A 21289-nucleotide genomic window follows, 5' to 3' on the forward strand; every position below is an offset into this window, starting at 1 on the left:
ATGTGGCGGGCACCGCACCCGCCGCTGGAGGCGTCGCCGGGACCGGCTCACGCCCAGGGGTCGGCCCGGGCACCGAACGCGCCCGGGCCGGGGTGGCTCACGCCGCGAGGGCGTGGCCCGGGTGCAGGACCACCTTGGTGTAGCCCTCGATGCGCTTGTCGAACTTCTCGTACGCCTGCGGGGCGTCCTCCAGCGGCAACTCGTGCGAGACCACGAAGCTGGGCTTGGCGCGCCCGGCGATTATCAGGTCACGCAGCTGGCGGTTGTACCGCTTGACGTTGCACTGGCCGGTGCCCACCTTCTGGCCCTTCTCGAACATCCTGCCGATCGAGACCAGGAGCTGGCCGTGCTTGGCGTGTTCGTCGGGTCCGCCCGGGTCGGACGGCACGTACAGACCCGGTACACCGAGCCTGCCGGTCGCCCTGACCGTCTCCACCAGCTCGTTGAGGACGATCGCGGGTTCCTCGTGGCTGGTGTCGTGGGACTGGGCCTGGTAGCCGACGGCGTCCACGCCCTTGTCGGTTCCTTCTCCGTTCGTCTGTGCCTTGATCTGCTCGGCCGGGTCGCCCTGGGTGAAGTCGATCGGGATGGCCCCGATCTCCTCGGCCTTGGCGAGTCGCTCCGGCACCCGGTCGACGGAGAACACCTTCGCGGCACCGCGCAGCAGCGCCGAGTAGGCGGCCATGAGTCCCACCGGTCCTGCGCCGTAGACGGCCACCGTCTCACCGGGCGTGACCTGGGCGAGTTCGCAGCCGTGGTAGCCGGTCGGGAAGATGTCGGCGAGCAGGATGAAGTCCGTCTCGAACTGCTCGCCCGCCGGCAGCTTCAGGCAGTTGAAGTCGGCGAACGGCACCCGGAGCCGTTCCGCCTGGCCCCCCTTGTACGGGCCCATGGCCACGTAGCCGTAGGCACCGCCGGCGAAGCCCGGATTGACCGTCAGGCAGAAGCCCGTTTCGCCGGCCAGGCAGTTCTTGCAGAATCCGCACGCGACGTTGAAGGGCATCACGACACGGTCGCCCACGGCCAGCGAGGTCACGCCGTCCCCGACCTCCTCGATGACGCCCAGGTTCTCGTGCCCGAAGACGATGCCCGGCTCGGCCGCGGTGCGACCCTCGTACATGTGCAGGTCGGAGCCGCAGATCGCGGACGACGTGACACGTACGAGCACGTCGTTCGGGTGCTGGATCCGCGGATCGTCGACGTCCTTCACCGTGACGCTGAAGGGCCTCTCGTAGACAACGGCTTTCACCTGTGTCACCTCCTGTGGAGCGTGGGCGGAGTCGAACGGGCCGCTGCCGGGGACACACACGAAGGCGCGGCTTTCGGTATGCGCCGTGATCGAGGGCTCGCCTCACCGCCGGTACTTCCAGGGAACGCCCCTGGGTCAGGGGTTGCAACCCGCGCCCGGGCGGTGCTCCTACGGCCGCGGGGGGTGCTCCGCGGTGTGCCCGTGCCCCCTACGACTCCGGGGCGCCCTTGCGGCGGCGCGGTGTGTCGATCGGCACCGCGGTCTCTAGGGGGTCCGCCGCACGCGCCTGGACCACGAGCAGGTCGTCGGGGGTCAGCTCCCTGCCGTCCTCGGCGACGACCGTCAGGGGGCGGGGCGGTTGTCCCGTCCGGGCGTCGACGACCTGGTTCATCGGCTCGTCGTCCTCGAAGAGGTACTTCTGCCCCCATTGCCGCAGTGCCGAGAGAACGGTGTGGAAGTCCCGTCCCTTCTCGGTGAGGACGTACTCGTGGGAGTTGCCGAGCGCTGACTCGCGGATCTCGAAGATGCCCACGGCCACGAGCTTCTGCAGCCGGGCGGAGAGGATGTTGGAGGCGACACCGATCCGCTTGTTGAAGTCCGTGAACCGTGTGACACCGTGCATGGCGTCCCGGAGGATCTGCAGCGTCCAGGTGTCGCCGACCTCGGAGAGGGAGCGGTCGATCGGGCACGCTGAATTGACCAGCTCTCGACGCTTCACCGGTACCTCCGAACCCCAGGTTACTTGCGATTCTAAAGCATGGGGCACCTGTCCGACCGAGCCTCGGAACCGGGACGGGCACCGGGCCCGGCGCAGCCCTCGGACCGGCGGCCCGAGGGTCCGAGGGTCCGAGGGCTACGGTCACGCCACTGACGCCGGGAACCTGCGCTTCTTCCGGCTACCGTGCGTCGCCCATCTCGGCCTGGTCGAAGAACTTCATGGCCATGAAACCGTGCGCGTAGCCGCCCCCGGCGCGCAGCGCCGCGGTCGTCATGACGGTCTCCGCCAGTTCCTGCTGGGTCGCGCCCGCGGCGTGTGCGGCCTTGGTGTGCGCCTCGATGCAGTACGCGCACTGGGTGGTCAGCGCCACCGCCACGGCGGTCAGCTCGGCGTACTTGGGCGGAACCACATTGCTGCTGCCCCGCAGGACCTGGTGGTCGAAGGCCAGGAACGCCTTGAAGGACTCGGGGGCGCCGGCGCGGAGGTGCTTGGCGTACTGGTGGTCGGTGTGTTCGTGGTAGGACACGTCGCGCTTGCTCCTGTGCTCGGGGAAGGAGGGTGGTGGGGTCGGATCCGGTCGGTCAGTACTTGTTGCGTCCGGCTCGTACTCCGCCGTCGACGTCCCAGGTGGCGCCGGTGATCCAGTCGGCCTGCGCGGAGAGCAGGAAGGCGACGGCGGGCGCGACGTCGTCGGGGGTTCCGGTGCGGCCCAGGGGGTGGAAGGAGTTGAAGGCGTCGAGTGCGGAGTCGATCTCGTCCTTGGGGATGAAGGCCTCGTAGATGGGGGTGCGGACCACGGCGGGCGCCACCGTGTTGACGCGGATGCCGTGCGGGGCGAGTTCCATCGCGAGGTGCTGGGTGAGGGAGTGCAGTCCGGCCTTGGCGACGGAGTAGGCGGAGGACGGGGTGGCGGCCATCGCCTGGTGCGCGAGCATGCCTCCGATGTTGACGACGGCTCCCCGGCGGCCGCGGGCGATCATGTTGCCGGTGACGGTCTGCGTGACGAAGAAGAAGGCACGGGTGAGGGCCTGGTAGCGGTCGTAGTCCTCGGGGGTGTGTTCCAGGAAGGTCTTCGGCTCGAAGATGCCCGCGGCGTTCACGAGAAGGGTGGCGTCGGGGTGCTGCTCGGTGAGGGTGGCGCGCAGCCGGTCCACGGCGGCGCTGTCGAAGAGGTCGGCCGCGAGGCCGGTGACGTCTCCGAGCCCGGACAGCTCGGCCACCGCCTCCGCGGCGCTGGCCTGTGACCTGCCGATGACGACGGCGCTCCCGCCGTCCTGGAGGACGCGCCGGGCGACGGCCAGCCCGATCCCGCTGGTGCCGCCGACGACGATGACCTTCTGGCCCGTGAAGTCAAAGGTGTTGCTGGGCATGGGTGTGCTCCTTGCAGGGTGGACGGGGATGCGGGAGTGCCTTCGACGGTAGGGCGATTTGTCAGGTGTCGGTAGAGGATCTTCGGTGATGCGGCTATAACGTCCGGCTATGGCGGAGAGGGGCCCCGCGAGGTGTCGCTTGCAATTCGCAAGTGCCGATGTCAGGGTGGGAAACAGTGCTTGCAAATCGCAAGTGACATTCCCTGATGCCGAGGAGTGGGCGCCCATGCCCCGGAGTCACCGGACGATCCGGACGGAGCTGCGCGACGGGGTCCTGTGGGCCACGATCGACAACCCCCCGATCAACCTCGTCGACGAGCCCTTCGTCACCGACCTCGTCGCGCTGCTCGACGAGCTCGACACCGACCGCGACGTGCGCGTGGTCGTCTTCCGCAGCGCCGACGCCGACTTCTTCGTCCCGCACGTCGACGTGCGGGGCATCGCGCAGTACACGGCGGCCGCGGCCACGTCCGGGGGCCCCGACGACATCAGTCTGGGCACCCTGTACCGGCGGCTCAGCGAGGCCCGGCCCGTCACCGTCGCGGTTCTCGAAGGGCGGGCGCGCGGCGCGGGCGCCGAGTTCCTGTACGCCTGCGACATGCGCTTCGCCTCCCTGGAGCGAGCCGTCGTCGGCCAGCCCGAGGTGGGCCTGGGCACCTTCCCCGGCGCGGGAGCGGTCCAGCACCTGGTGCGGCTCGTCGGCCGCGGCCGGGCCATGCAGGTGATCCTGGGGGCCGACGACTTCGACGGCCGGGAGGCCGAGCGCATCGGCATCGTCAACAAAACCCTGCCCGACGAGCAGTTGATCCCCTACGTCGAGCGGCTGGCCGGGCGCATCGCCGGATTCCCGGAGGCGGCCGTGCGACTCGTCAAGCGCCGGATCAACGCCGCCGCACTGCCGCCGAAGGAGGACGTCCACGTCGACGCGGGCTTCTTCCAGACCCTGGCGCGTGATCCGGTCGGCGCCGCCCGGATGCAGGCCCTCATGGAGCGCGGACTCCAGGAACGCTCCCGCACGGAGCTCGAACTCGGCACCGCGGTAGGGGAGCTCTGAGCCCGATGCGTCGCACCGGCCCGATACGACGCCTCTCCCGTCCCGTCGGCTTCTGGATCCTCGGCGCCACCCTGCTCGCCTTCCTGGCCGCGGCGGCCGCCCCGTCCCCCCTCTACGTCGTCTACCAGGACCACTGGGACTTCTCGGCGAGCGTGCTCACCCTCATCTTCGCGGTCTACGTGGTGGCGCTGCTGGCCGCGCTGCTCACCGTCGGAGGTCTCTCCGACCACGTGGGCAGGCGGCCCGTGCTGGCCGCCGCGCTGGTCGTCGAGGCCGCGGCCATGATCGTGTTCCTCGCCGCCGACGGAGTGGGGGCGCTCCTGCTCGCCCGCGTCCTGCAAGGGCTGGCCACGGGCGCCGCGGCGGGAGCCATCAGCGCCGGACTCATGGACCTGCAACCGTCACCCACCTCGCCCCTCGGCCCGCTGATCAACGCCGTCGCACCGGCCGCCGGACTCACCGCCGGTGCCGTCGGCAGCGGGCTGCTGGTGCAGTACGCGCCGGCCCCCACCGCACTGGTCTTCGTGCTGCTCACCGGCGTCTTCGTGCTGCTTGCGGCGATCGTGCCCCTGCTGCCGGACCCGGTCTCGCGGCGGCCGGGCGCCTGGAGGTCCCTGCGGCCCCGGGCGGCCGTGCCGGTCCGGGCGCGGGGTGCCTTCCTGGCAGCCACGCCCTGCCTCATCGCCGCCTGGGCCATGGGCGGGCTCTACCTCGCGCTGGGCCCGTCACTGGCCGCCGGGGTGCTGCACCACACCAACCACCTGGTGGGCGGACTGGTGGTCGCCACCCTCTTCGGGGCGGCGGCCGCCGCGTCGTCACTGGTGCACCCCCTGGCGCCGCGCCGCATGATGGCCGCCGGATCGGTGGTGCTCGCGGTGGGGACCGGCCTCGGCCTGCTCGCCCTGGCGGGCCCCTCCACGCCACTGTTCTTCCTCGGCACCGCCGTCGCCGGCGCCGGGTTCGGCGCGGCCTTCCTCGGTGCCTTCCGCTCGCTCGCGGCCTTGGCGGCCCCGACCGAACGGGCGGAACTGTTCGCGTCCGTCTACGTCGTCAGCTACCTCGCCCTCAGCGTTCCCGCCGTGATCGCCGGCCTCCTCGTCCCCTGGCTCGGCCTGCGCACCACGACCACCGCCTACGGGGGAGTGGTCATCGTGCTGGCCCTGGTGGCCGCCGTCGCCGGCAGCGCGGCCGGCAAGCACACCGCGGCACCCGCCGTCGTCGTCCCCCGGCCACGGGAGGCGGACGTCCCCACGCTGTGCGGGCGTTGACGACCGTCTGATTCCCGCTTTTGCCCCCGCACGGCCCCGCCCTCTCGCGTACGGTGACGCCACCGCGGGGGCGGTCAGGGGGAACGGGGGGATCGATGAGTCTGCTGAGCCCGGAACTGCGCGCCGGCATCCGCAAGGCGATGGCCGCGCCGGACCAGGCCGCCCCCTTCCTCTTCGAGACGCCGGCGAACGTGCTGTCCCGCCGTACCCACGGCAACCTGGCGATGCTCCTCCACGGGGTCCGTGAGCGACTGACCCCCGAGCAGGCGGGCGGCACGAACGGTTCCGCGGACACCGGCGCAGAGGTGCTCGACGTCGTGTACCTCGTCGCGTGCTACCACTTCGCGCGCTACCGGCACGTGCCCGAGGAGGAGAAGGAGTGGAACCGGCACGCGTGCGTCTTCCTTTTCGGGATCGTGCACGCGCTGCGCCCGGAGATCGTCCCGCAACCGCTGCGCGACCACTTCGCCGCACATCCGCCGCAGGTCGTGCCGCCCTACGAGATCGCCCACGCCGTGGGCGTCGCGCTGCTTGCCGCGAGTACGCCGGCCAGGGACCGGGACGGGGTGGTCCTGGCCTCGGCTCTGCTGCTCTGGGCGCGGACCGAGGCGCGGGGACGCCCGTCGGAACCCCGGATCACCTTCAACGCCGCCACGGCACTGGCGCAGACGGCCGACCTGTCGGGTACCGGCGGCGACGCGGGGCGGACCAGGGAGGCGGCGGCGCGGTTGATGCGCGAGGCCGTCGCCGCGCTCCCGGCCGGTGACCCGGATCGCCCGCGGATGCTGGAACTCCTCGCGCGGACGCAGGCCGAGTCCCCGCCCGCCCCACCGGCCGACGACAGCGTGGCGGCCGAGTGGGGCCGCTACCTGAGGGACGGAGACCCGCGCCGGCTGGACGACATCGTCGAGCGGCTGCGGTCGGCCGTCGCAGCGCCCACGACAGGGGAACCGGAACGCACCCTCCGCCGCGTGGAACTGGGCCAGGCCCTGCGGATGCGCTTCGAGACGGCGGGTGAACTCACCGACCTCGACGGGTCGGTCGCCGAGCTGACCACGGCTCTGGCCGGCCCCCTCGACGACGACCAGCGGGCATCGGCCCATTCCTTCCTGGGCCTGTCCCACCTCGACCGGTACGTCGCGTCGGGAGACGTCGCCCACCTGGAGGCGGCCACGGAGGCCGTGCGCCACCCGTGCACCGTCCCGACGGCCGGATCACCCGCCCATGCCCAGCGGCTCACCAACCTGGCGGCCGTCCTCACCGCGCGGTTCGATCTCCACGGGGACGTCACCGAGCTCGACGAGGCGGTGCACCACCTCCAGTACGCCGTCTCGGCCACGCCGCCCACCCAGCACGACCACCCCGTGATGCTGATCAAGCTGGCCGTCGCGCTCCGCCAACGCGGCGTGCACGCGGCCCGGGAGGCGGACCTCGACGCGGCCGAGTCCCTGCTCAGAAGGGTGGCGGGTGAGCCCCCGGACACCGGGCCCCACCAGCAACTGGCCCGCTGGGAACTGGGACAGCTGCTGCGGACGCGTGGTCTGAGCCGGCCCGCGGCGGCCGATCTGGCCGAGGCCGTCACGCAGTACCGCACCACCGCGCTGGCGCCCACCCAGGACGTACGCACCCGACTGGCGTGCGCCGCGCAGTGGGGCCTCACCTGTCTGACCCTCGGCGACGGGGAGCAGGCCCGTACCGCCTTCCGTGTGGCGCTCGCCGACCTGCTCCCCCGACTGACCGGACACGCGCTGGGCCGGGACTCGCAGGAGGTCCGGCTGCGTGAGGTGCCCTCGCTGGCGACCACCGCGGCGGCCGTGGAGATCGCCGGTGGCCGGCCGCGTGAGGCGCTGCTGCGTCTCGAACAGGGCCGCGGTGTCCTGCTGGCACAGGGACTGCAGTTACGGAGGCGGCACAGCGACCTGGTCGCCGCCTCCGCGGAGCTCGCCCGACGCTACGAGCGGGTCTGCGCCGAACTGGTCCAGCCGCAGCGCGTCCCCGAACAACGCCGGGCCTCGGCCGAGGAGTTCGACGGGCTCGTCGCGGAGATCCGCGCCCTTCCCGGGTTCGCCCACTTCCACCGGCCACCGGACTGGTCGCGGCTGAGCGAGGCGGCGGCACACGGGCCCGTCGCCGTTGTCAACGTCTCCCCTCTGCGCTGCGACGCCCTGCTGCTGCGTCCGGTGGACGGCCGGACGGTCGTGGAGGTGGTGCCGCTGCCCGGTGTCACCAGCGAGGAGACGGACCGCCGGGCCGTCGCCTTCCACACGGCCGTGACCGGTCTGGTCGCCCCCGGCACCACCGGGGGCGAGAGATATGCGTACGACCGGGAGATGAAGCGGACGCTGCGGTGGCTGGGCGAGCGGATCGTGGGGCCCGTCCTCGCCGGGCTGGGCCTGGCCCGCCGGCCGGCCAGGGGCGAGGCCGCGCCCCGGCTCTGGTGGTGCCCCACCGGCGTACTGTCCCTGCTGCCGCTGCACGCGGCGCTGCTGGAAGGTGACGGGCGGCCCGGTTGCGAGTACGCCCAGGACCGCGTCGTCTCCTCGTACGTCCCGACCCTCGGCTCGCTGCTGCACGCGCGTGGGACGACCGCTCCCGAGCCCGGCAGGAGATCGCTCGTCGCGGTCGCCGTGGACGCGGGAGGCGACCTCCCGCGCCTGACGGCCCTCGACGACGAACTGGCCGCCACCCGGCGGTTGTCCGGCACCCGGTCCGAACTCCGGGACACCGAGGCCACCGCCCAGGCGGTACTGGCCGCGCTGCGCGGGCACACCCACGCGCACCTGGCCTGCCACGGCGTACGGGACCCGGCCGACCCCTCGCGCAGCAAACTCCGCCTGCACGGCGGCGACCTGACGCTGCGCGAGCTGGCGGCTGAGCGGCTGCCGGCGGCGGAGTTCGCCTACCTGTCCGCCTGCCACAGTGCCGCCCCCGGCCGGGAACTGGCCGACGAGGCCATCTCCGTGGCGTCGGCGTTCCAGCTCTGCGGCTACCGTCAGGTGATCGGGAGCCTGTGGACCGTGGAGGACGGGATGGGTCCGTTGCTCGCCGAGAAGGTCTACCGGGCCCTCGCCCGGTCCGACGGCCCGGCGAGGGCTCTGCACCGGGCGGTCGAAGCGCTGCGCGCACACGAACGGTATGGCGAACCGCTGTTCTGGGCATCGGTCGTGCACAGCGGTCCCTAGCGACCGAGACCGCGCCCCCGCCCCACGGAAGAAGGAGAGGTCGATGAACGACGACCGCAGGATGCGCGCCGGCCTCTGCTCGGCGCTGCCCAGGCTGCGGGAGGACATGGCCGCCGAGGGAACGCTCGCCGCGCTCCACGACGCCGTACGCGCCGTCCTTGCCGAGACACCCGTCCGGCAGGCCGTCGACGGACTGGGTATCCCGTCCCATGTGTTCGACGGTGCGAGGGCCGTGCGGGGGGAGGAACCGGGGAGCATGACCTTCGGGACGAAGCCGCGCCCCGCCGCGGAGGCCTACCGCTGCCCCGACGGATGGTGCAGCCTCGACATGGTCCGGACGCCGGGCGGCGAACTCCCGGCCGGCGGACGCTGCTGGCTGCGCGACCGGCCGCTGCGCGTCGTGGAGGCGTGAGCGTGCCCCCGGTCCTCGACAGCCTCACCCAGAAGCTGGCCGAGAAGTGGCTGTCCGAACTGGCCGTCCCCGGCCTGCTCTTCGTCGCCGCCGCGGCCTCCGGCCTGGTGCTCGGCCACGGCTCCGCGCTCGACGGGCCGGTCCTGGCCGAGCGGTTCGGGCAGTGGTCGACGCGGGCGGGGCGGTTGCCGACGCTCGGTCAGGTGGGCGTCGTGGCGGCGATCGTCCTCGCCTCGGTGGCGGCGGGCGCCTTCGTACGGGCATGCGCCGACGGCGCCGAACGCGTCTGGACGGGGGACTGGCCCGCGTTCGCGCGGCCGCCGGCCGAGCGGCTGACCGCCCGGCGCCTGAGGCGCTGGGAGGAACTCGACGCGGAGATCGCGCGGTTGCGCGCGGCGACACCCGCGCACCGGCGGGACGGAGCGCTGCGGCGGGACCTGGAGGAGCGCGCCGCCCGCCGCGACGGGATCGCCCTCGCCCCGCCCGCCAGGCCCACCTTCACCGGCGACCGCATGGCGGCGGCCGAGACCCGGCTGCGCCACCAGTACGGCATCGACCTGGCCGCCTGCTGGACGCGCCTGTGGGTGGTCCTGCCCGAGGACGTCAGAGCCGAGCTGCGCACCTCGCGAGCGCGCTTCGACGCCGGGGTGACCGGTTCGGTGTGGGCGCTCTGCTACGCCGTCCTGGGCTGCCTCTGGTGGCCCGCGGCCCTGGCCGCTGCCGGGACCGGACTTGTGGCGTGGCGCCGGGGCCGCGGCGCCGTGACGGTCCACGCCGAACTGGTCGAGTCCACGGTCGACGTCCATCTCAGGAGGCTGGTGGAGGAGTTGGGCGTCGACGCGTCCGGCGCCCCGCCCGACCCCCGGGTGGGCGCGGCACTCAACAGGGTGGCCCGAAAAGGGGGTTGAGCAGGACGAGAGGAGGCGCCGGACAGGGCCTAGGCTGCCGCTCCGGACTGAGGTCGGTCCTGTGGTGTGTCGGACGTGCCGGACACGCCGGGTGGGGACAGGGTCTGTTCGGCCCAGACGACCTTGCCGCTCGCGGCCGGGCGGTGGCCCCATCTGCGGGACAGCTGCGACACGAGGAGGAGGCCTCGGCCGTTCTCGTCGTCGGCGTGCGCGCGGCGCCGACGCGGCGTGCAGCCGTCGGCGTCGGACACCTCGCACGTCAGGACCTGGTGCCTGATCAGGCGCAGCCGGATCGGGCCGGCCCCGTGGCGGACGGCGTTGGTGACCAGCTCACTGACGATCAGTTTCGTGGCGTCCTCGACGTCCCGCAGGCCCCATTCGGCCAGTTGCCCGGCCGCGAGTTGCCGCGCGCGGCGGGCGGCGGTGTCGTCGCCGGGCAGGGTCCAGGATGCCACCTGGCTCGGGGCGAGCAGGCGGGTGCGGACGAGGAGCAGGGTGACGTCGTCGGACGCCGCCTGGCCGGAGAAGGGCTCCATCGCCCGACCGCAGAGCTCCTCAAGGGGCTCGTCCGGCCGCGCGAGAGCGGCGCTCAGCCGGCGCATTCCGTCCTCGATGTCCTGGCCGCGGCACTCGATCAGACCGTCGGTGTACAGGGCGAGCAGACTTCCCTCGGACAGTTCGAGCTCGAAGGCCTCGATGGGGGCGCCCAGTCCGACGCCGAGCGGGGCACCGGTGGGCAGGGCGGGGTAGCCGACCCGGCCCTCGGGGTCGACGACGGCGGGTGGCGGGTGGCCCGCGGAGGCCATGGTGCACCGGCCGGTCACCGGGTCGTAGACGGCGTACAGGCAGGTGGCCCCGACCACCGTGGAGAGCTGGTCCGGGGCTTCGGCTTCCTCCTCCACCAGCCGCTGGACCGTGTCGTCGAGGTGGGTGAGCAGTTCCTCGGGGGGCAGATCCATGTCGGCGAGCGTGCGTACCGCGGTGCGCAGCCTGCCCATGGTCGCGGCGGCGTTGATGCCGTGCCCGACCACGTCGCCGACGACGAGGGCGACGCGGCTGCCGGACAGCGGGATCACGTCGAACCAGTCGCCCCCCACACCGTGGTCGATGTCGGCGGGCAGATAACGCGAGGCGGTCTCCACCGCCGGACCGCCCCTGAGGCGGTGCGGGAGCAGATTGCGTTGCAGCGCCAGTGCCGCGGTGTGCTCGCGGGCGTACCGGCGTGCGTTGTCCAGCGACACCGCGGCGCGGCTGACGAGTTCCTCGGCCAGGACCAGATCGGCCTCCTGGAACGGGACCGGGTCCTTGGTGCGGATGAACACGGCCAGGCCGAGCGGGGCCCGCCGGGTGCGGATGGGCACGACCATCAGGGAGTGCATGCCGTGCTCCTGGATCTTCCGCGTCCGCAGGCGGTCGTCGTCCGTCCAGGTGCCCGGAGCGGTGTCGAGAATCGGTTCCAGGTGGGGCCGGCCGGTTTCCAGCACGGTGGTGAGGGGGGAGTCCGGCGGCAGGGTGACCGGCTCACCGCGCGTCCACGCCGATTCCGGGACGGTGTCGTGGATCGAGGCCAGACCGGCGCGCCGAAGGACGGGGAAGCGTTCGCCCGAGGGGCCGAAGCGAGCCGTCGGCCCCTCCCCGAAAGGCACCCACTGCTCCAGGTCCACCGCGACGAAGTCGGCGAGCAGCGGCACGGCGAGGTCCGCCAGCTCCTGACTGGTCTGCATGACGTCCAGGGTCCTGCCGAGCCGGGTGCCGGCCTGGTTGAGCACGGCCAGGCGTTCGCGCGCCTGCTGGCGCTCGGTGACGTCGACGCTGGTGATGCAGACGCCCCACGGGTGGCCGTCGGCGCCCTGGAGGCACGAGAACGACACCGCGAAGGGGTGCTCGGGGCCGAGCGCCGTGGGAAGCCATGTCCGGTACTCGTGGAGCTTGGTGGAGCCGCTTTGCAGAACCTGCCGCATCACCTCCTCCAGCGCCTCCGCCTTGGCGCCGGGCAGGACGTCGGTGAAGCGCTGCCCGAGGCGACGGTCGGCGGGGATGCCGTCGTGGCTCTGCATCGCGTCGTTCACGCCGACGCACCGCAGCGTCGTGTCCCGCACGCTGGCACCTATCGGCGCGCGGGTGAGGAGGGTCCCGGTGACGGGTCCGTCCACCGCCCTGGACAGCGAGCCGATGTCGGTGACGGACGCGAGCCACTGCGTCGTCCCGTCGGCGGCCCGAAGCTTCGACAGCCGCAGTCCGACGTCGAGGTGGCGGCCGTCGCGATGGAGCACCGTGGACGTGCCCGGCCAGCCGTTGCGCTCCCGGCACCGTTCGACGAAGGCCGAGGTCGTCGGACCTTCCCCGAAGGACGGCAGGACCCGTGCGGCCGAGCGGCCGACCGCGTCGCGCGCGGGGACGCCGACGAGCCGTTCGGCGGCCTGTGTCCAGGCGACCACCGTCCCCGGCTCGTCGAACAGCGCGAAGGCCGACTCGCAGACCTCGGTGGAGCTCATCCGGTCGCCGTACGCCATGTGTGTGGAGTCGTTGGTGTTCATCGCACTGCTGTTCCTCGCCTGGCGGGGGAGCCTGCTGGCGGGCAAGCCGGACAGAATTGCCCCATCCGTGTCCATGACCGGACAGCCGTGAGATTTGTGACGGACGGTGGCGGCCTACCGGGCCCGCGTCCTCGCCGGCACGCACCACCACGCGAGAGCCGCGGCCGTCAGGTAGGCCACGGCACCGACGGCCATGCTCGTCCGCAGCCCGGCACCGTAGGTGGCGCCGGTGGCGAGCAGGCTTCCTCCCAGCGCGACCCCCGCCGCGCTGCCGATCTGGCGGCTGGTGTTGAAGAAGGCGGAGGCGGCGCCCGCGTACGCGGCGGGCGCCGCGCCCATCACGGTGGCCGTCGAGCCGGTGAGGGCGAACGAGGTCCCGAAGCCCGCGGCCATCATGGGGGCCACCAGCAGCCAGTAGGCGGGGTCCGCGCCCGCCGCCGCCCACCCGGCCAGTCCCAGTCCGGCCAGGACCATGCCTGAGACCACCAGCGGACGGTCACCGGTGCGCCGGGACAGCCGTCCCGACAGGACGGAAGCGAACATGGTCATCGCCACCGCGGGGAACAGGGCGACCCCGGTGGCGAGGGCGCTCAGACCGCGCCGGTGCTGGAACCACAGGCTCGCGGTGAACAGCATGCCGTAGAAGCCGAAGTTGAACAGCAGGCCGACCGCGGCCGCGCCGCTCAGCGCACGTGAGCGCATCATGCCCGGCGTGAGGGCGGGGGAGCGGGCCAGCCGCTCGCGCATCACGAACGCCCCGGCGGACACCACGGCCAGACCCAGTCCGGCGATCACCAGGGGATCCGACCAGCCACGGCGACCCGCCTCGTTCAGGGCGCCGGTCAGCAGGGCGACGGTCGCCACGGCCAGGCACTGTGCGGGCAGGTCCAGCGCCCGGTCCGCCCGCCGGGGCGAGGGCGTCACATGGCGCAGGGTCAGCACGAGGCAGAGCACGCCGACGGGGAGATTGATCAGGAAGACCCAGCGCCAGCCGACGGTGGACACCAGCAGCCCACCCAGCAGCGGGCCCGCCGAGGCCGCGATGCCCGCCATCGAGCCCCACAGCCCGAAGGCCCACGACCGGGCGGCCGGCGCCGGGTAGGCCTGCTGGAGCAGGGCCAGGGAACCCGGCACGATCAGCGCCGCGCCCAGCCCCTCCACCAGCCGGGCCGCCACCAGGAAGGGCGCGCCGGGCGCGGACGCGCAGGCGGCGGAGGAGAGCGTGAACACCACCACGCCCCAGCAGAAGACCCGGCGGTTGCCCAGCCGGTCGCCCAGCGCGCCACCGGTCATCAGGAAGCCGGCGAGGACGAGGGTGTATCCGTCCGTGATCCACTGGATGCCGGTGAGCGAGGCGGACAGGTCCCGGCCCACCACTGGGACGGCGACGTTGATGATCGTGACGTCCAGGATCACCATGAAGTACCCGGCGCACACCGCCGTCAGGGGCGCCGAGGACCGCCGGCGCCCCTGCGAGGGGGAGGCGGGCTTCACGGTCTGTCCGGGATCGGCGTCAGGGCTGGACGATCGCCGCTTCCGCCGCCGCCTTGATCCGGGCGCCGAAGCCGGGCGCGTCCTTGCGGGCGGCCGCCAGGGCCAGGCCGATCAGGAGCTTGCCGACGAGGCCGTGGGCCTCCAGGACGTTGAAGATGCGGACCCGGGTTCCGCCGCCGTCCAGCGCCTCCAGGTCGTAGCCGCCCTCGCGGGCCGTCACACTGTTCTTCGACACCTCGGCCCAGCGGATCCGCGCCGGAGGTTCGAACGCGGTGATGCGGAACTCCCTGGCGGACCTCATCCCGGCGTCCTTGACCGTGCTCCGGAAGACCGTGCCCACACCCGTGGGCGTGTCGGGAACGCGCTCGATCCTGAGCACGCGGGGGCTGAACTGCGGATCGTTGCGTCCGTCGGCGAGGTAGTCGAACACCGCCTGGACCGGCCGATCGATCTCGACCGTCGCCTCGAACTGTCCTGACATGCGTCACCTCTGATCGGTCGGGCCGCACTGCTCCCCGCCCGTGTCACCGCACGTGGGAGCCACGCCACCGGTCGTGGCGGCACCGTGACCCTACCGGCACCTCAACGGGTGCCGCGAGGCGAACGGCGCGTTCCCGCGCGGTCGCCGCCCCCCTGCTCGTCCAGGTGCCGCACCTGATCCACGGCGCGCGGCAGGGCCTCGCGGACCCCCGGGGGCAGTTCGTGGGAGGTCGGCCACCGCACCAGGCTGCCCGCCACCTGAGGCAGCTGGACGCCGGTGTCCCGCGCGATGTGCTCCAGGACCTCCCAGGCCTGGTCGGGACGCAGGCCGCCGACCGCCATGACCACGCCGACCGCCTGGTCGACCAGGGCGCGCGAGTCCAAGGTGCGACGGAGCTGCTCCACCTCTCGCTGGAGGACGCCGAGTCGCTCCGTGTGCCCGTCGTTTCCGATCATGTCCCGAAGCCTCCGCGCCGCCCGCCCCGGGCGACAGCCGTCAGGCGAAGACTTCGGCCCACCGCGGTACGGAAAACGAACACGGGCTGCTCAATGGCACATGCGGGGGCGGTTCACGGGCAATCGAGGTCCATGGAGACGCTGACGTTCGACAGCGACGACCTGTCGGTGACCGAGGATTTCCTCAGTCGTGCCTACGCCAGGATGCGTATCGGCAGCAGTACGCCCGACTCCAGCCGCGCCCGGATCCGGCGCGCCGGCATGGCCTCGGTGAGCGTGGACGAGCTCGCCCTGGACTTCGAGATGAGCTACTCGGTGACGCCGCTCGGCAGGATCTGCCTGTGCGTGGTCCACGAGGGAACCGTGCGCGACCACGGCTTCCAAGGGGTCGAGGACTCCTTCGGCCCCGGCGACGTGGTGCTCTTCGCGCCGCCGGACCTGCCGTACGCCGGCCGGATCTGCCACGCGCGCTACACCATCACCCTGCTCGATCCCGCCCTGCTGGACCAGGTGGCCGGCTCCCTCGCGGTCCCCGCCGGCCGGCCGGTCCGGCTGACCGGCCACCGGCCGCACTCGGACGCCGCCGCCCGGCAACTGCGCCGGACGATCGGCTACCTGCGCGACGAGGTGCTCGCCGATCCCGCCGCCGCGGACCAGCCCCTCGTGGCGTCCACGGCCGCGCAGCACCTGGCGGCGAGCGTGCTGTCCGCGTTCCCCAACACCGCGCTCGGCCAGGAGGCTGACCCCGATCGGGGCGACGGCCACCCCCGCGCGCTGCGTCGCGCCCTCACCTACATCGACGACCACGCCGACCAGCCGGTCACGGTGGCCCAGATCGCCGCCGCGGCCCATGTCACGGTGCGCGCGCTGCAGTACGCCTTCCGGCGCCATCTGGACACCACCCCGCTCGCGCACCTGCGCCGGGTGCGGCTGGCGCAGGCTCATCGCGATCTGGTGTCCGCCGATCCGGACGGAGCGGCCACGGTCACGGCGATCGCCGCACGCTGGGGGTTCCACCACCCGGGCCGCTTCGCCTCGCTCTACCGCGACACCTACCGGCGCGCGCCGCACCGGACACTCGCCGGGGAGTGAGCCCGGCGGGGCCTGCGGTGCGACGCGCGTCGCCGGACGGGCACTACGGCCTGTCGTCCGTCGGGAGCGGGGCGGGATACGGCTCGGCGAAGTCGGCCGAACGGCTGACCTTCTCCCACTCCGTCGCCTCGGAGAGCTGGCGGCGGGAGTGGTCGAGCGCCATCGTGGCCGCGTTGGTGCCCAGCAGCAGGTGCGTGGGGACCTGGCCCTGCCGGACGGTACGCACGATGATCTCGGCGGCGCGCCGAGGGTCCCCGGCCGCTCCGTCCGTGCTCTGCCGCACCCGCCGGTTCATCGCCCCGACGGTCTCGTCGTAGGCGTCGGGGATCGGGTGGACCGTCATGGAGGAACCGGCCCAGTCGGTGGCGAAGCCGCTCGGCTCGACGACCATGACGCGCACGCCGAACGGCGCGGTCTCCGCGGCGAGGACCCGGCTGAAGCCGTCGACCGCGAACTTGGCCGCCTGGTAGGAGGCGATGCCGGGCGACCCGCCGACGCGCCCGCCGATCGACGAGATCTGCACGACGGTGCCGGCGCCCTGCCGGCGCAGGGTGGGAAGCGCTGCCTTGGTGACGTGGTAGACGCCCCAGAAGTTGGTCTCGAACTGGGCGCGGAAGTCGTCGTCGTCCGATGTCTCGATGGGCGACACGTTCGCGTATCCGGCGTTGTTGACCAGCACGTCGATGCGTCCGAAGCGGGCCAGTGCCGCGTCGACGGCCTCGCGCGCGGCCTCGGGGCTGGTGACGTCCAGCGCCAGGGGGTGGATGTGGTCGCCGTACTCCTTGAACGCCTCGGCGAGGGCTTCGGGGTTCCGGGCGGTGGCGACGACGCGGTCGCCGGCCTCCAGAGCGGCGGTGACGAGGGCGCGGCCGAGGCCGCGGGACGAACCGGTGATGAACCAGACCTGTTGACTCATGCCTTTAGTGCAACACTGTTCTCGTAATAACGCAACACCGTTGCCGTAGATGTTCCTATGATGTCTCGCATGACTACGCCTGCCTTCCAGCGCGCGCGCAGTGCCCAGGCCAAGCAGGCGCGGGAGGACGCGATCCTGGACGCGGCCCGCTCACTGGGCGCGCTGCGCGGAATCCGCGACGTGACCCTCACCGACATCGCCGCCGCCGTCGGGATGCACAAGTCGGCCCTGCTGCGCTACTTCGAGACGAGGGAGCAGATCTTCCTCCGGCTCACCGCGCAGGGCTGGCGGGAGTGGTCCGCGGCACTGCGTGGCGATCTCGCACGGCGCTCCCACGCGACCGAGGCGGAGGTCGCCGGGGCGGTCGCCGCCACGCTGGCGGCGCGAGGGATGTTCTGCGACCTGCTGGCGCAGGCGCCCATGAACCTCGAACGCAATGTCTCGATCGAGTCGGTACGCGCCTTCAAGCTCGTCACCCACGGGGAGATCGAGCTGATCGGCGACGAACTGCGGCGACTGCTCGGGCTGACCGAGTTGCAGACCGTCGACCTGGTCGCCACCGCGACCAGCATGGCCGGGGCGCTGTGGCAGATGGCCACCCCCGGCCCGCGCCTGCGGGAGCTCTACGTGAGCGACCCCCGTCTCGGTCACGCCCTCGTCGAGGTGGAACCTCGACTGCGCCGGGTCCTCACGGCCTTCCTCGTCGGCCTCGACACGGAAGCCTCCGAGACCGACGGTCGGGCCGACGGCAGGGGGTGACGCCCGTCCGCCGCCCTTCTCAGGCCCCGCTCAGGAGGCCGCCGCCTTCGCCGGCCACTCGTCCGCGGGGAGGGCGAGAAGCCGGTCGATCCGTGAGTCGTCGGGCAACGGGCCGTGGTCGCCGGTCACTTGAAGTGCCGACGCCGCCGTGATGTGTCCGAGGCGCAGCGCCCGCTCCACGTCCCCGTCACGCAGCAGTCCGGCGAGGAAACCGGCGGCGAACGCGTCCCCGGCGCCGACGACCTCCACGACCTCCGTGCGCGGCGCGGGCACGGCGCACACCCCCTCGTCGCCGAAGGCGGTGGCCTCGCGGCCGCCGTCCTTGACGACCAGCAGGCGGGGACGCGGCAGCAACTCCCGTACGTCCGCCGGTCGCAGGGCGGCGCCCCACAGTTCCTGGGCCTCGTCGAGCCCGACGAACACGATGTCGGCGCGGTCGGCGAGATCGCGCAGCACGCCGGCGGCCGTTCCCGGCGGCCACAGCGCCGGGCGGTGGTTGACGTCGAAGCTGACGCAGTGGGCCCGCTCCTGCGGCGCGGTCGCGAGCGCCCGCTCCACCAGGGCCGCGCAGGTCGGGGAGAGCGCGGGGGTGATGCCCGTGAGGTGGAGGAGGGACGCGGAGCGCACGCGTTCGTCGTCGAGGACGGCGGGGCCCAGGGCCGAGGCCGCGGAACCGCCGCGGTAGTAGCGCACCCGGGTCCGGTCACCGGCGGGGTCCTTCACCAGCAGCCCCGTGGGCCGCGCCGGGTCCCGGCGCACGCCGCCGACGTCGACGCCCGCCGCGCCGACCGCGGCCAGGACCCGCCGCCCCAGCGCGTCGTCGCCCAGCGCGGAGAGCCAGGACACGGGGACGCCCAGGTCGGCGAGGTACATCGCGACGTTCGACTCCGCGCCGGCCACCGACACCCGCAGGTCCGCGGCGGTCTCCAGGGACTCGGTGGGGGGCGGGGCCAGGGCCGCCATCGTCTCCCCGACGCAGACGACCGGTCCGTCGGCGGGACGCCAGGTGCCCGTCACGACGCCTCCCGGGGGGAGGGCAGCGAGCCGCGAGGACGGTAGGCGTCCGCCGGTCGGCCCGGCACGTCCACCCGCACGGTGAACAGGGCGCCGTCGTGGGGACCGGGGGCCGCGAGCCCCACATGGGCGGTCGTGATGTGCAGGAGGTCCCCCTCCAGGCAGACACCGGCGGGCTGGCTGGCCGGGAGCCGGACCGTGCGGTCGAGGCTGCCGTCGGCGCGGTAGCGGCGTACGGTTCCCGTGCCCCACACCGCGACCCACACCGCCCCCTCGGCGTCCACCACCATGCCGTCGGGGCTGCCGTCGTCGACGGTCACGAACGGCTCGGGTGCCCCGAGGCCGCCGGTGGCCGCGTCGACGGCGTAGCGCCTGACGACCCCCCGGGCGCTGTCGGCCAGGTACATGAACGCGCCGTCCGCCGTGAACGCCGGCCCGTTGGGCACGGTGATGCCGTCGAGTACCCGGGTCACCGTGCCGTCGCCGTCCACCCGGTAGAGGGAGCCGCGTCCCTCGCCGGCGTCGTAGGCCATGCTGCCCGCCCAGAAGCGGCCGAACGGGTCGGCGGTCCCGTCGTTCATGCGCATGGGCGGGGCCGCGTCCTCCTCGGGCCGCGCCAGCCAGCGCATCGACCCGTCGTCGGCGAGCAGGCACACCCCGGTGCCCGCGGCGGCGATCCAGTCGCCGGGAGCGTCGGCCACCGGTGCCACCGCGCCCAGGGGGACGGGCAGCCGGGCCAGTTGCCGCAGAGGATCTGCGGGGGCCCCGGTGGCGGTGAGCAGGCGTCCCGCGAGGATGTCCACCAGGACGATGCCCCGGTCCGTCCAGCGGATGCCCTCACCGAGTTCCAGGCGGTCGGGGCGCAGGGCTTCCACCTCGGTCACGGCGCGGCCTTCCCGACGACGGCGAGGAAGGCACGGGCGCGCTTGCGCAGCGCGGTGAGGCTGCCGCCGTCCGCGGCGTCGCCGACCAGGGGCGAGCCGACCCCGACGGCGGTCGCACCGGCGGCCAGATAGGCCTCGGCCGCCGCCTCGTCGACGCCTCCCACCGGAACGAACACCTCGTGCGGGAACGGGCCGCGCAGTGCCTTGAGGTAGGCGGGGCCGCCGGCCTGGGCGGCCGGGAAGACCTTCAGCGCCGTCGCGCCCCGCGTGCGTGCGGCCAGGATCTCCGTCGGGGTCATCACCCCCGCCAGCACCGGCATGCCGATCGCGTGCGCGGCGCCGACTCCTTCGCCGACCGCCGGCGTGACGGCCCAACGGGCACCGGCCCGGTGGGCGGCACGGGCGTCGTCGCCGCTCAGGACGGTGCCGGCGCCGAGGGGGCGGTCGCCGCCGAGTTCCGTGACGGCCCGCTCGATGACGGTCAGGGCGTCCGTGCCGCTCAAGGAGACCTCGATCAGCTCGACACCCTCCTCCGCCAGGGTCAGCACGGCACGCAGCGCCGCCTCCGGGTCGGAGCCGCGCACGATCGCGACCAGGCGGTGTGCGGCCAGGGCCGCTCGAAGATCCATGGAGCGCTCCTCTTGATGTCTCGCAACGGGGGCACAGATGTCCCGTGGCCCGGTTCAGGGGCAGTGGCAGTGCGTGTTCAGCGTCAGCCGCCAGCACACCTCGCCGGAGGCGGGGACGCGGGCGGCGTCGTCGTCGCCCGCCTCGGCGAGGTCGAAGACCCGGCCGAGCATCGGCTCCACCCCGGTGCTGCGATAAGGACGCGGGGTGGGCCAGCCGCGCAGGTTGCGCCACAGGGCGACGGACGCCGGCTGGCCCGGCGCGTGAAGCGCCAGCGACAGCCGGTCCGGGCCGTCGTGGACGCAGCACCGGGAGGCGTCGACGACGGCTCCGGCGGCCGTGCCGTCGTCCGGCCCGAAGGTGTCCAGCCGCAGCCCGCACGGAGCGGGCCACTCGCCCTCCACCCATGCGGCGCCCTGCGGCCACGCCCGGTCGAGCAGCGGGGCCGCCTCGGGGAACAGCCGGGTCGGCGCGCCGCGGCGCACGTGCAGGCTCGCCCGCTCGGACAGGTCGAGCAGCGCGTGGGCGGCCCACACGAAGCGGAAGCCGGGCTCGGCCGTCAGTACGTAGTCCGCCTCGGCGCCGTCGCCGGTGGTGCGGACGCGGCGCGTCAGCGTGAACCGGTCGGTGCGGACGACGTCCCGGTCCGCCTCGCGCGTCCAGGCCCGGGACCAGACGTCGCCGTGGTCGGGGGTGCCGCGGACGGTGGGGACGCACTCCTCCAGCCCGCCCGCGTCCACGAAGGGGTCGCCCGGCGCGACGCCCTCCCGCCGCGCCGCCGGGCGCCGCCACAGCCACTCCCGCCCGCCCGAGCGCAGGGACGTCCAACGGCCGCCGTGCGCAGGGTCGGTGACGATCTCCAGCGGCAT

20 protein-coding genes are annotated in these 21289 nt (G+C 73.4%); 7 read left to right on the plus strand and 13 right to left on the minus strand.

The features are described from left to right. Nucleotides 1-97: 97 nt before the first annotated feature. The 4 genes from ACZ7LV_RS01975 to ACZ7LV_RS01990 form a co-directional block, all read right to left on the minus strand. On the minus strand, nucleotides 98-1249 hold the full coding sequence (locus ACZ7LV_RS01975; protein ID WP_401667432.1) for a glutathione-independent formaldehyde dehydrogenase: 1152 nt from the start codon (nucleotides 1247-1249) through the stop codon (nucleotides 98-100). Nucleotides 1250-1457: 208 nt separating this feature from the next. Continuing rightward, nucleotides 1458-1967, minus strand: coding sequence for a winged helix-turn-helix transcriptional regulator (locus tag ACZ7LV_RS01980; protein ID WP_471934842.1), 510 nt, complete (start codon nucleotides 1965-1967; stop codon nucleotides 1458-1460). Nucleotides 1968-2145: 178 nt separating this feature from the next. Beyond that, the gene (locus ACZ7LV_RS01985) at nucleotides 2146-2493 is read right to left on the minus strand and encodes a carboxymuconolactone decarboxylase family protein (RefSeq protein ID WP_471934843.1); all 348 of its coding nucleotides are present in this window, start codon (nucleotides 2491-2493) and stop codon (nucleotides 2146-2148) included. Nucleotides 2494-2548: 55 nt separating this feature from the next. Then, the gene (locus ACZ7LV_RS01990) at nucleotides 2549-3337 is read right to left on the minus strand and encodes an SDR family NAD(P)-dependent oxidoreductase (protein WP_471934844.1); all 789 of its coding nucleotides are present in this window, start codon (nucleotides 3335-3337) and stop codon (nucleotides 2549-2551) included. Nucleotides 3338-3563: 226 nt separating this feature from the next. Between ACZ7LV_RS01990 and ACZ7LV_RS01995 the strand changes: the two genes are divergently transcribed. The 5 genes from ACZ7LV_RS01995 to ACZ7LV_RS02015 all read left to right on the plus strand — a co-directional run bounded on the left by ACZ7LV_RS01995 (nucleotide 3564) and on the right by ACZ7LV_RS02015 (nucleotide 10161). Then, nucleotides 3564-4391, plus strand: a complete 828-nt coding sequence (locus ACZ7LV_RS01995; protein WP_471934845.1) for an enoyl-CoA hydratase/isomerase family protein — start codon at nucleotides 3564-3566, stop codon at nucleotides 4389-4391. Between the two features lie 5 nt (nucleotides 4392-4396). Then, on the plus strand, nucleotides 4397-5659 hold the full coding sequence (locus ACZ7LV_RS02000; protein ID WP_471934846.1) for an MFS transporter: 1263 nt from the start codon (nucleotides 4397-4399) through the stop codon (nucleotides 5657-5659). 95 nt (nucleotides 5660-5754) lie between these two features. Next, nucleotides 5755-8841 carry a CHAT domain-containing protein gene (locus ACZ7LV_RS02005; protein WP_471934847.1) on the plus strand — a complete coding sequence of 1029 codons (3087 nt, stop codon included), beginning with the start codon at nucleotides 5755-5757 and terminating at the stop codon, nucleotides 8839-8841. 43 nt (nucleotides 8842-8884) lie between these two features. Then, entirely contained in the window at nucleotides 8885-9253 is a 369-nt protein-coding gene (locus ACZ7LV_RS02010; protein ID WP_471934848.1) for a hypothetical protein, read from the plus strand. Next, complete coding sequence (locus tag ACZ7LV_RS02015; protein ID WP_471934849.1) at nucleotides 9250-10161, plus strand: hypothetical protein; 912 nt, start codon at nucleotides 9250-9252, stop codon at nucleotides 10159-10161. Before ACZ7LV_RS02010 ends, ACZ7LV_RS02015 begins: the two co-directional genes overlap by 4 nt. A gap of 29 nt (nucleotides 10162-10190) precedes the next feature. On the opposite strand, the gene ACZ7LV_RS02020 is transcribed toward ACZ7LV_RS02015, so the two are convergent. The 4 genes from ACZ7LV_RS02020 to ACZ7LV_RS02035 all read right to left on the minus strand — a co-directional run bounded on the left by ACZ7LV_RS02020 (nucleotide 10191) and on the right by ACZ7LV_RS02035 (nucleotide 15128). Then, the gene (locus ACZ7LV_RS02020; protein ID WP_471934850.1) at nucleotides 10191-12698 is read right to left on the minus strand and encodes a SpoIIE family protein phosphatase; all 2508 of its coding nucleotides are present in this window, start codon (nucleotides 12696-12698) and stop codon (nucleotides 10191-10193) included. Nucleotides 12699-12812: 114 nt separating this feature from the next. Then, on the minus strand, nucleotides 12813-14192 hold the full coding sequence (locus ACZ7LV_RS02025) for an MFS transporter (protein WP_471934851.1): 1380 nt from the start codon (nucleotides 14190-14192) through the stop codon (nucleotides 12813-12815). A 19-nt stretch (nucleotides 14193-14211) separates the two neighbouring features. Beyond that, the gene (locus tag ACZ7LV_RS02030) at nucleotides 14212-14673 is read right to left on the minus strand and encodes an SRPBCC family protein (RefSeq protein ID WP_471934852.1); all 462 of its coding nucleotides are present in this window, start codon (nucleotides 14671-14673) and stop codon (nucleotides 14212-14214) included. A 101-nt stretch (nucleotides 14674-14774) separates the two neighbouring features. Beyond that, nucleotides 14775-15128 carry an ANTAR domain-containing protein gene (locus ACZ7LV_RS02035; protein WP_471934853.1) on the minus strand — a complete coding sequence of 118 codons (354 nt, stop codon included), beginning with the start codon at nucleotides 15126-15128 and terminating at the stop codon, nucleotides 14775-14777. 132 nt (nucleotides 15129-15260) lie between these two features. On the opposite strand from ACZ7LV_RS02035, the gene ACZ7LV_RS02040 reads away from it, so the two are divergent. Further along, nucleotides 15261-16220 carry a helix-turn-helix transcriptional regulator gene (locus tag ACZ7LV_RS02040; protein WP_471934854.1) on the plus strand — a complete coding sequence of 320 codons (960 nt, stop codon included), beginning with the start codon at nucleotides 15261-15263 and terminating at the stop codon, nucleotides 16218-16220. 43 nt (nucleotides 16221-16263) lie between these two features. On the opposite strand, the gene ACZ7LV_RS02045 is transcribed toward ACZ7LV_RS02040, so the two are convergent. Next, the gene (locus ACZ7LV_RS02045; RefSeq protein WP_471934855.1) at nucleotides 16264-17136 is read right to left on the minus strand and encodes an SDR family NAD(P)-dependent oxidoreductase; all 873 of its coding nucleotides are present in this window, start codon (nucleotides 17134-17136) and stop codon (nucleotides 16264-16266) included. A 69-nt stretch (nucleotides 17137-17205) separates the two neighbouring features. On the opposite strand from ACZ7LV_RS02045, the gene ACZ7LV_RS02050 reads away from it, so the two are divergent. Then, complete coding sequence (locus ACZ7LV_RS02050; protein WP_471934856.1) at nucleotides 17206-17895, plus strand: TetR/AcrR family transcriptional regulator; 690 nt, start codon at nucleotides 17206-17208, stop codon at nucleotides 17893-17895. 30 nt (nucleotides 17896-17925) lie between these two features. Here ACZ7LV_RS02050 and ACZ7LV_RS02055 read toward each other — a convergent pair whose 3' ends face one another. From ACZ7LV_RS02055 to ACZ7LV_RS02070, 4 genes are read right to left on the minus strand one after another with little or no spacing between them, the layout of a single operon-like run. Then, the gene (locus tag ACZ7LV_RS02055) at nucleotides 17926-18912 is read right to left on the minus strand and encodes a sugar kinase (protein WP_471934857.1); all 987 of its coding nucleotides are present in this window, start codon (nucleotides 18910-18912) and stop codon (nucleotides 17926-17928) included. Continuing rightward, nucleotides 18909-19793: an SMP-30/gluconolactonase/LRE family protein gene (locus tag ACZ7LV_RS02060; protein ID WP_471934858.1), complete on the minus strand. Its 885-nt coding sequence runs from the start codon at nucleotides 19791-19793 to the stop codon at nucleotides 18909-18911. The genes ACZ7LV_RS02055 and ACZ7LV_RS02060 overlap by 4 nt, the downstream gene beginning before the upstream one ends. Further along, nucleotides 19790-20422: a bifunctional 4-hydroxy-2-oxoglutarate aldolase/2-dehydro-3-deoxy-phosphogluconate aldolase gene (locus tag ACZ7LV_RS02065; RefSeq protein ID WP_471934859.1), complete on the minus strand. Its 633-nt coding sequence runs from the start codon at nucleotides 20420-20422 to the stop codon at nucleotides 19790-19792. Before ACZ7LV_RS02065 ends, ACZ7LV_RS02060 begins: the two co-directional genes overlap by 4 nt. Before the next feature lie 54 nt (nucleotides 20423-20476). Beyond that, nucleotides 20477-21289: a hypothetical protein gene (locus ACZ7LV_RS02070; protein ID WP_471934860.1), complete on the minus strand. Its 813-nt coding sequence runs from the start codon at nucleotides 21287-21289 to the stop codon at nucleotides 20477-20479.

It is taken from the genome of Streptomyces sp. NPDC107562, from assembly GCF_055657325.1.

What these genes read in the sequence shown, in the direction of transcription:
- ACZ7LV_RS02040 (WP_471934854.1), top strand. Translation starts at nt 15,261, where the DNA reads ATGGAGACGCTGACGTTCGACAGCGACGACCTGTCGGTGACCGAGGAT.
- ACZ7LV_RS02010 (WP_471934848.1), top strand. Translation starts at nt 8,885, where the DNA reads ATGAACGACGACCGCAGGATGCGCGCCGGCCTCTGCTCGGCGCTGCCC.
- ACZ7LV_RS02070 (WP_471934860.1), bottom strand. Translation starts at nt 21,289, where the DNA reads ATGCCGCTGGAGATCGTCACCGACCCTGCGCACGGCGGCCGTTGGACG.
- ACZ7LV_RS02035 (WP_471934853.1), bottom strand. Translation starts at nt 15,128, where the DNA reads ATGATCGGAAACGACGGGCACACGGAGCGACTCGGCGTCCTCCAGCGA.
- ACZ7LV_RS02020 (WP_471934850.1), bottom strand. Translation starts at nt 12,698, where the DNA reads ATGAACACCAACGACTCCACACACATGGCGTACGGCGACCGGATGAGC.
- ACZ7LV_RS01995 (WP_471934845.1), top strand. Translation starts at nt 3,564, where the DNA reads ATGCCCCGGAGTCACCGGACGATCCGGACGGAGCTGCGCGACGGGGTC.
- ACZ7LV_RS02065 (WP_471934859.1), bottom strand. Translation starts at nt 20,422, where the DNA reads ATGGATCTTCGAGCGGCCCTGGCCGCACACCGCCTGGTCGCGATCGTG.
- ACZ7LV_RS01990 (WP_471934844.1), bottom strand. Translation starts at nt 3,337, where the DNA reads ATGCCCAGCAACACCTTTGACTTCACGGGCCAGAAGGTCATCGTCGTC.
- ACZ7LV_RS02000 (WP_471934846.1), top strand. Translation starts at nt 4,397, where the DNA reads ATGCGTCGCACCGGCCCGATACGACGCCTCTCCCGTCCCGTCGGCTTC.
- ACZ7LV_RS02030 (WP_471934852.1), bottom strand. Translation starts at nt 14,673, where the DNA reads ATGTCAGGACAGTTCGAGGCGACGGTCGAGATCGATCGGCCGGTCCAG.
- ACZ7LV_RS02050 (WP_471934856.1), top strand. Translation starts at nt 17,206, where the DNA reads ATGACTACGCCTGCCTTCCAGCGCGCGCGCAGTGCCCAGGCCAAGCAG.
- ACZ7LV_RS02045 (WP_471934855.1), bottom strand. Translation starts at nt 17,136, where the DNA reads ATGAGTCAACAGGTCTGGTTCATCACCGGTTCGTCCCGCGGCCTCGGC.
- ACZ7LV_RS02005 (WP_471934847.1), top strand. Translation starts at nt 5,755, where the DNA reads ATGAGTCTGCTGAGCCCGGAACTGCGCGCCGGCATCCGCAAGGCGATG.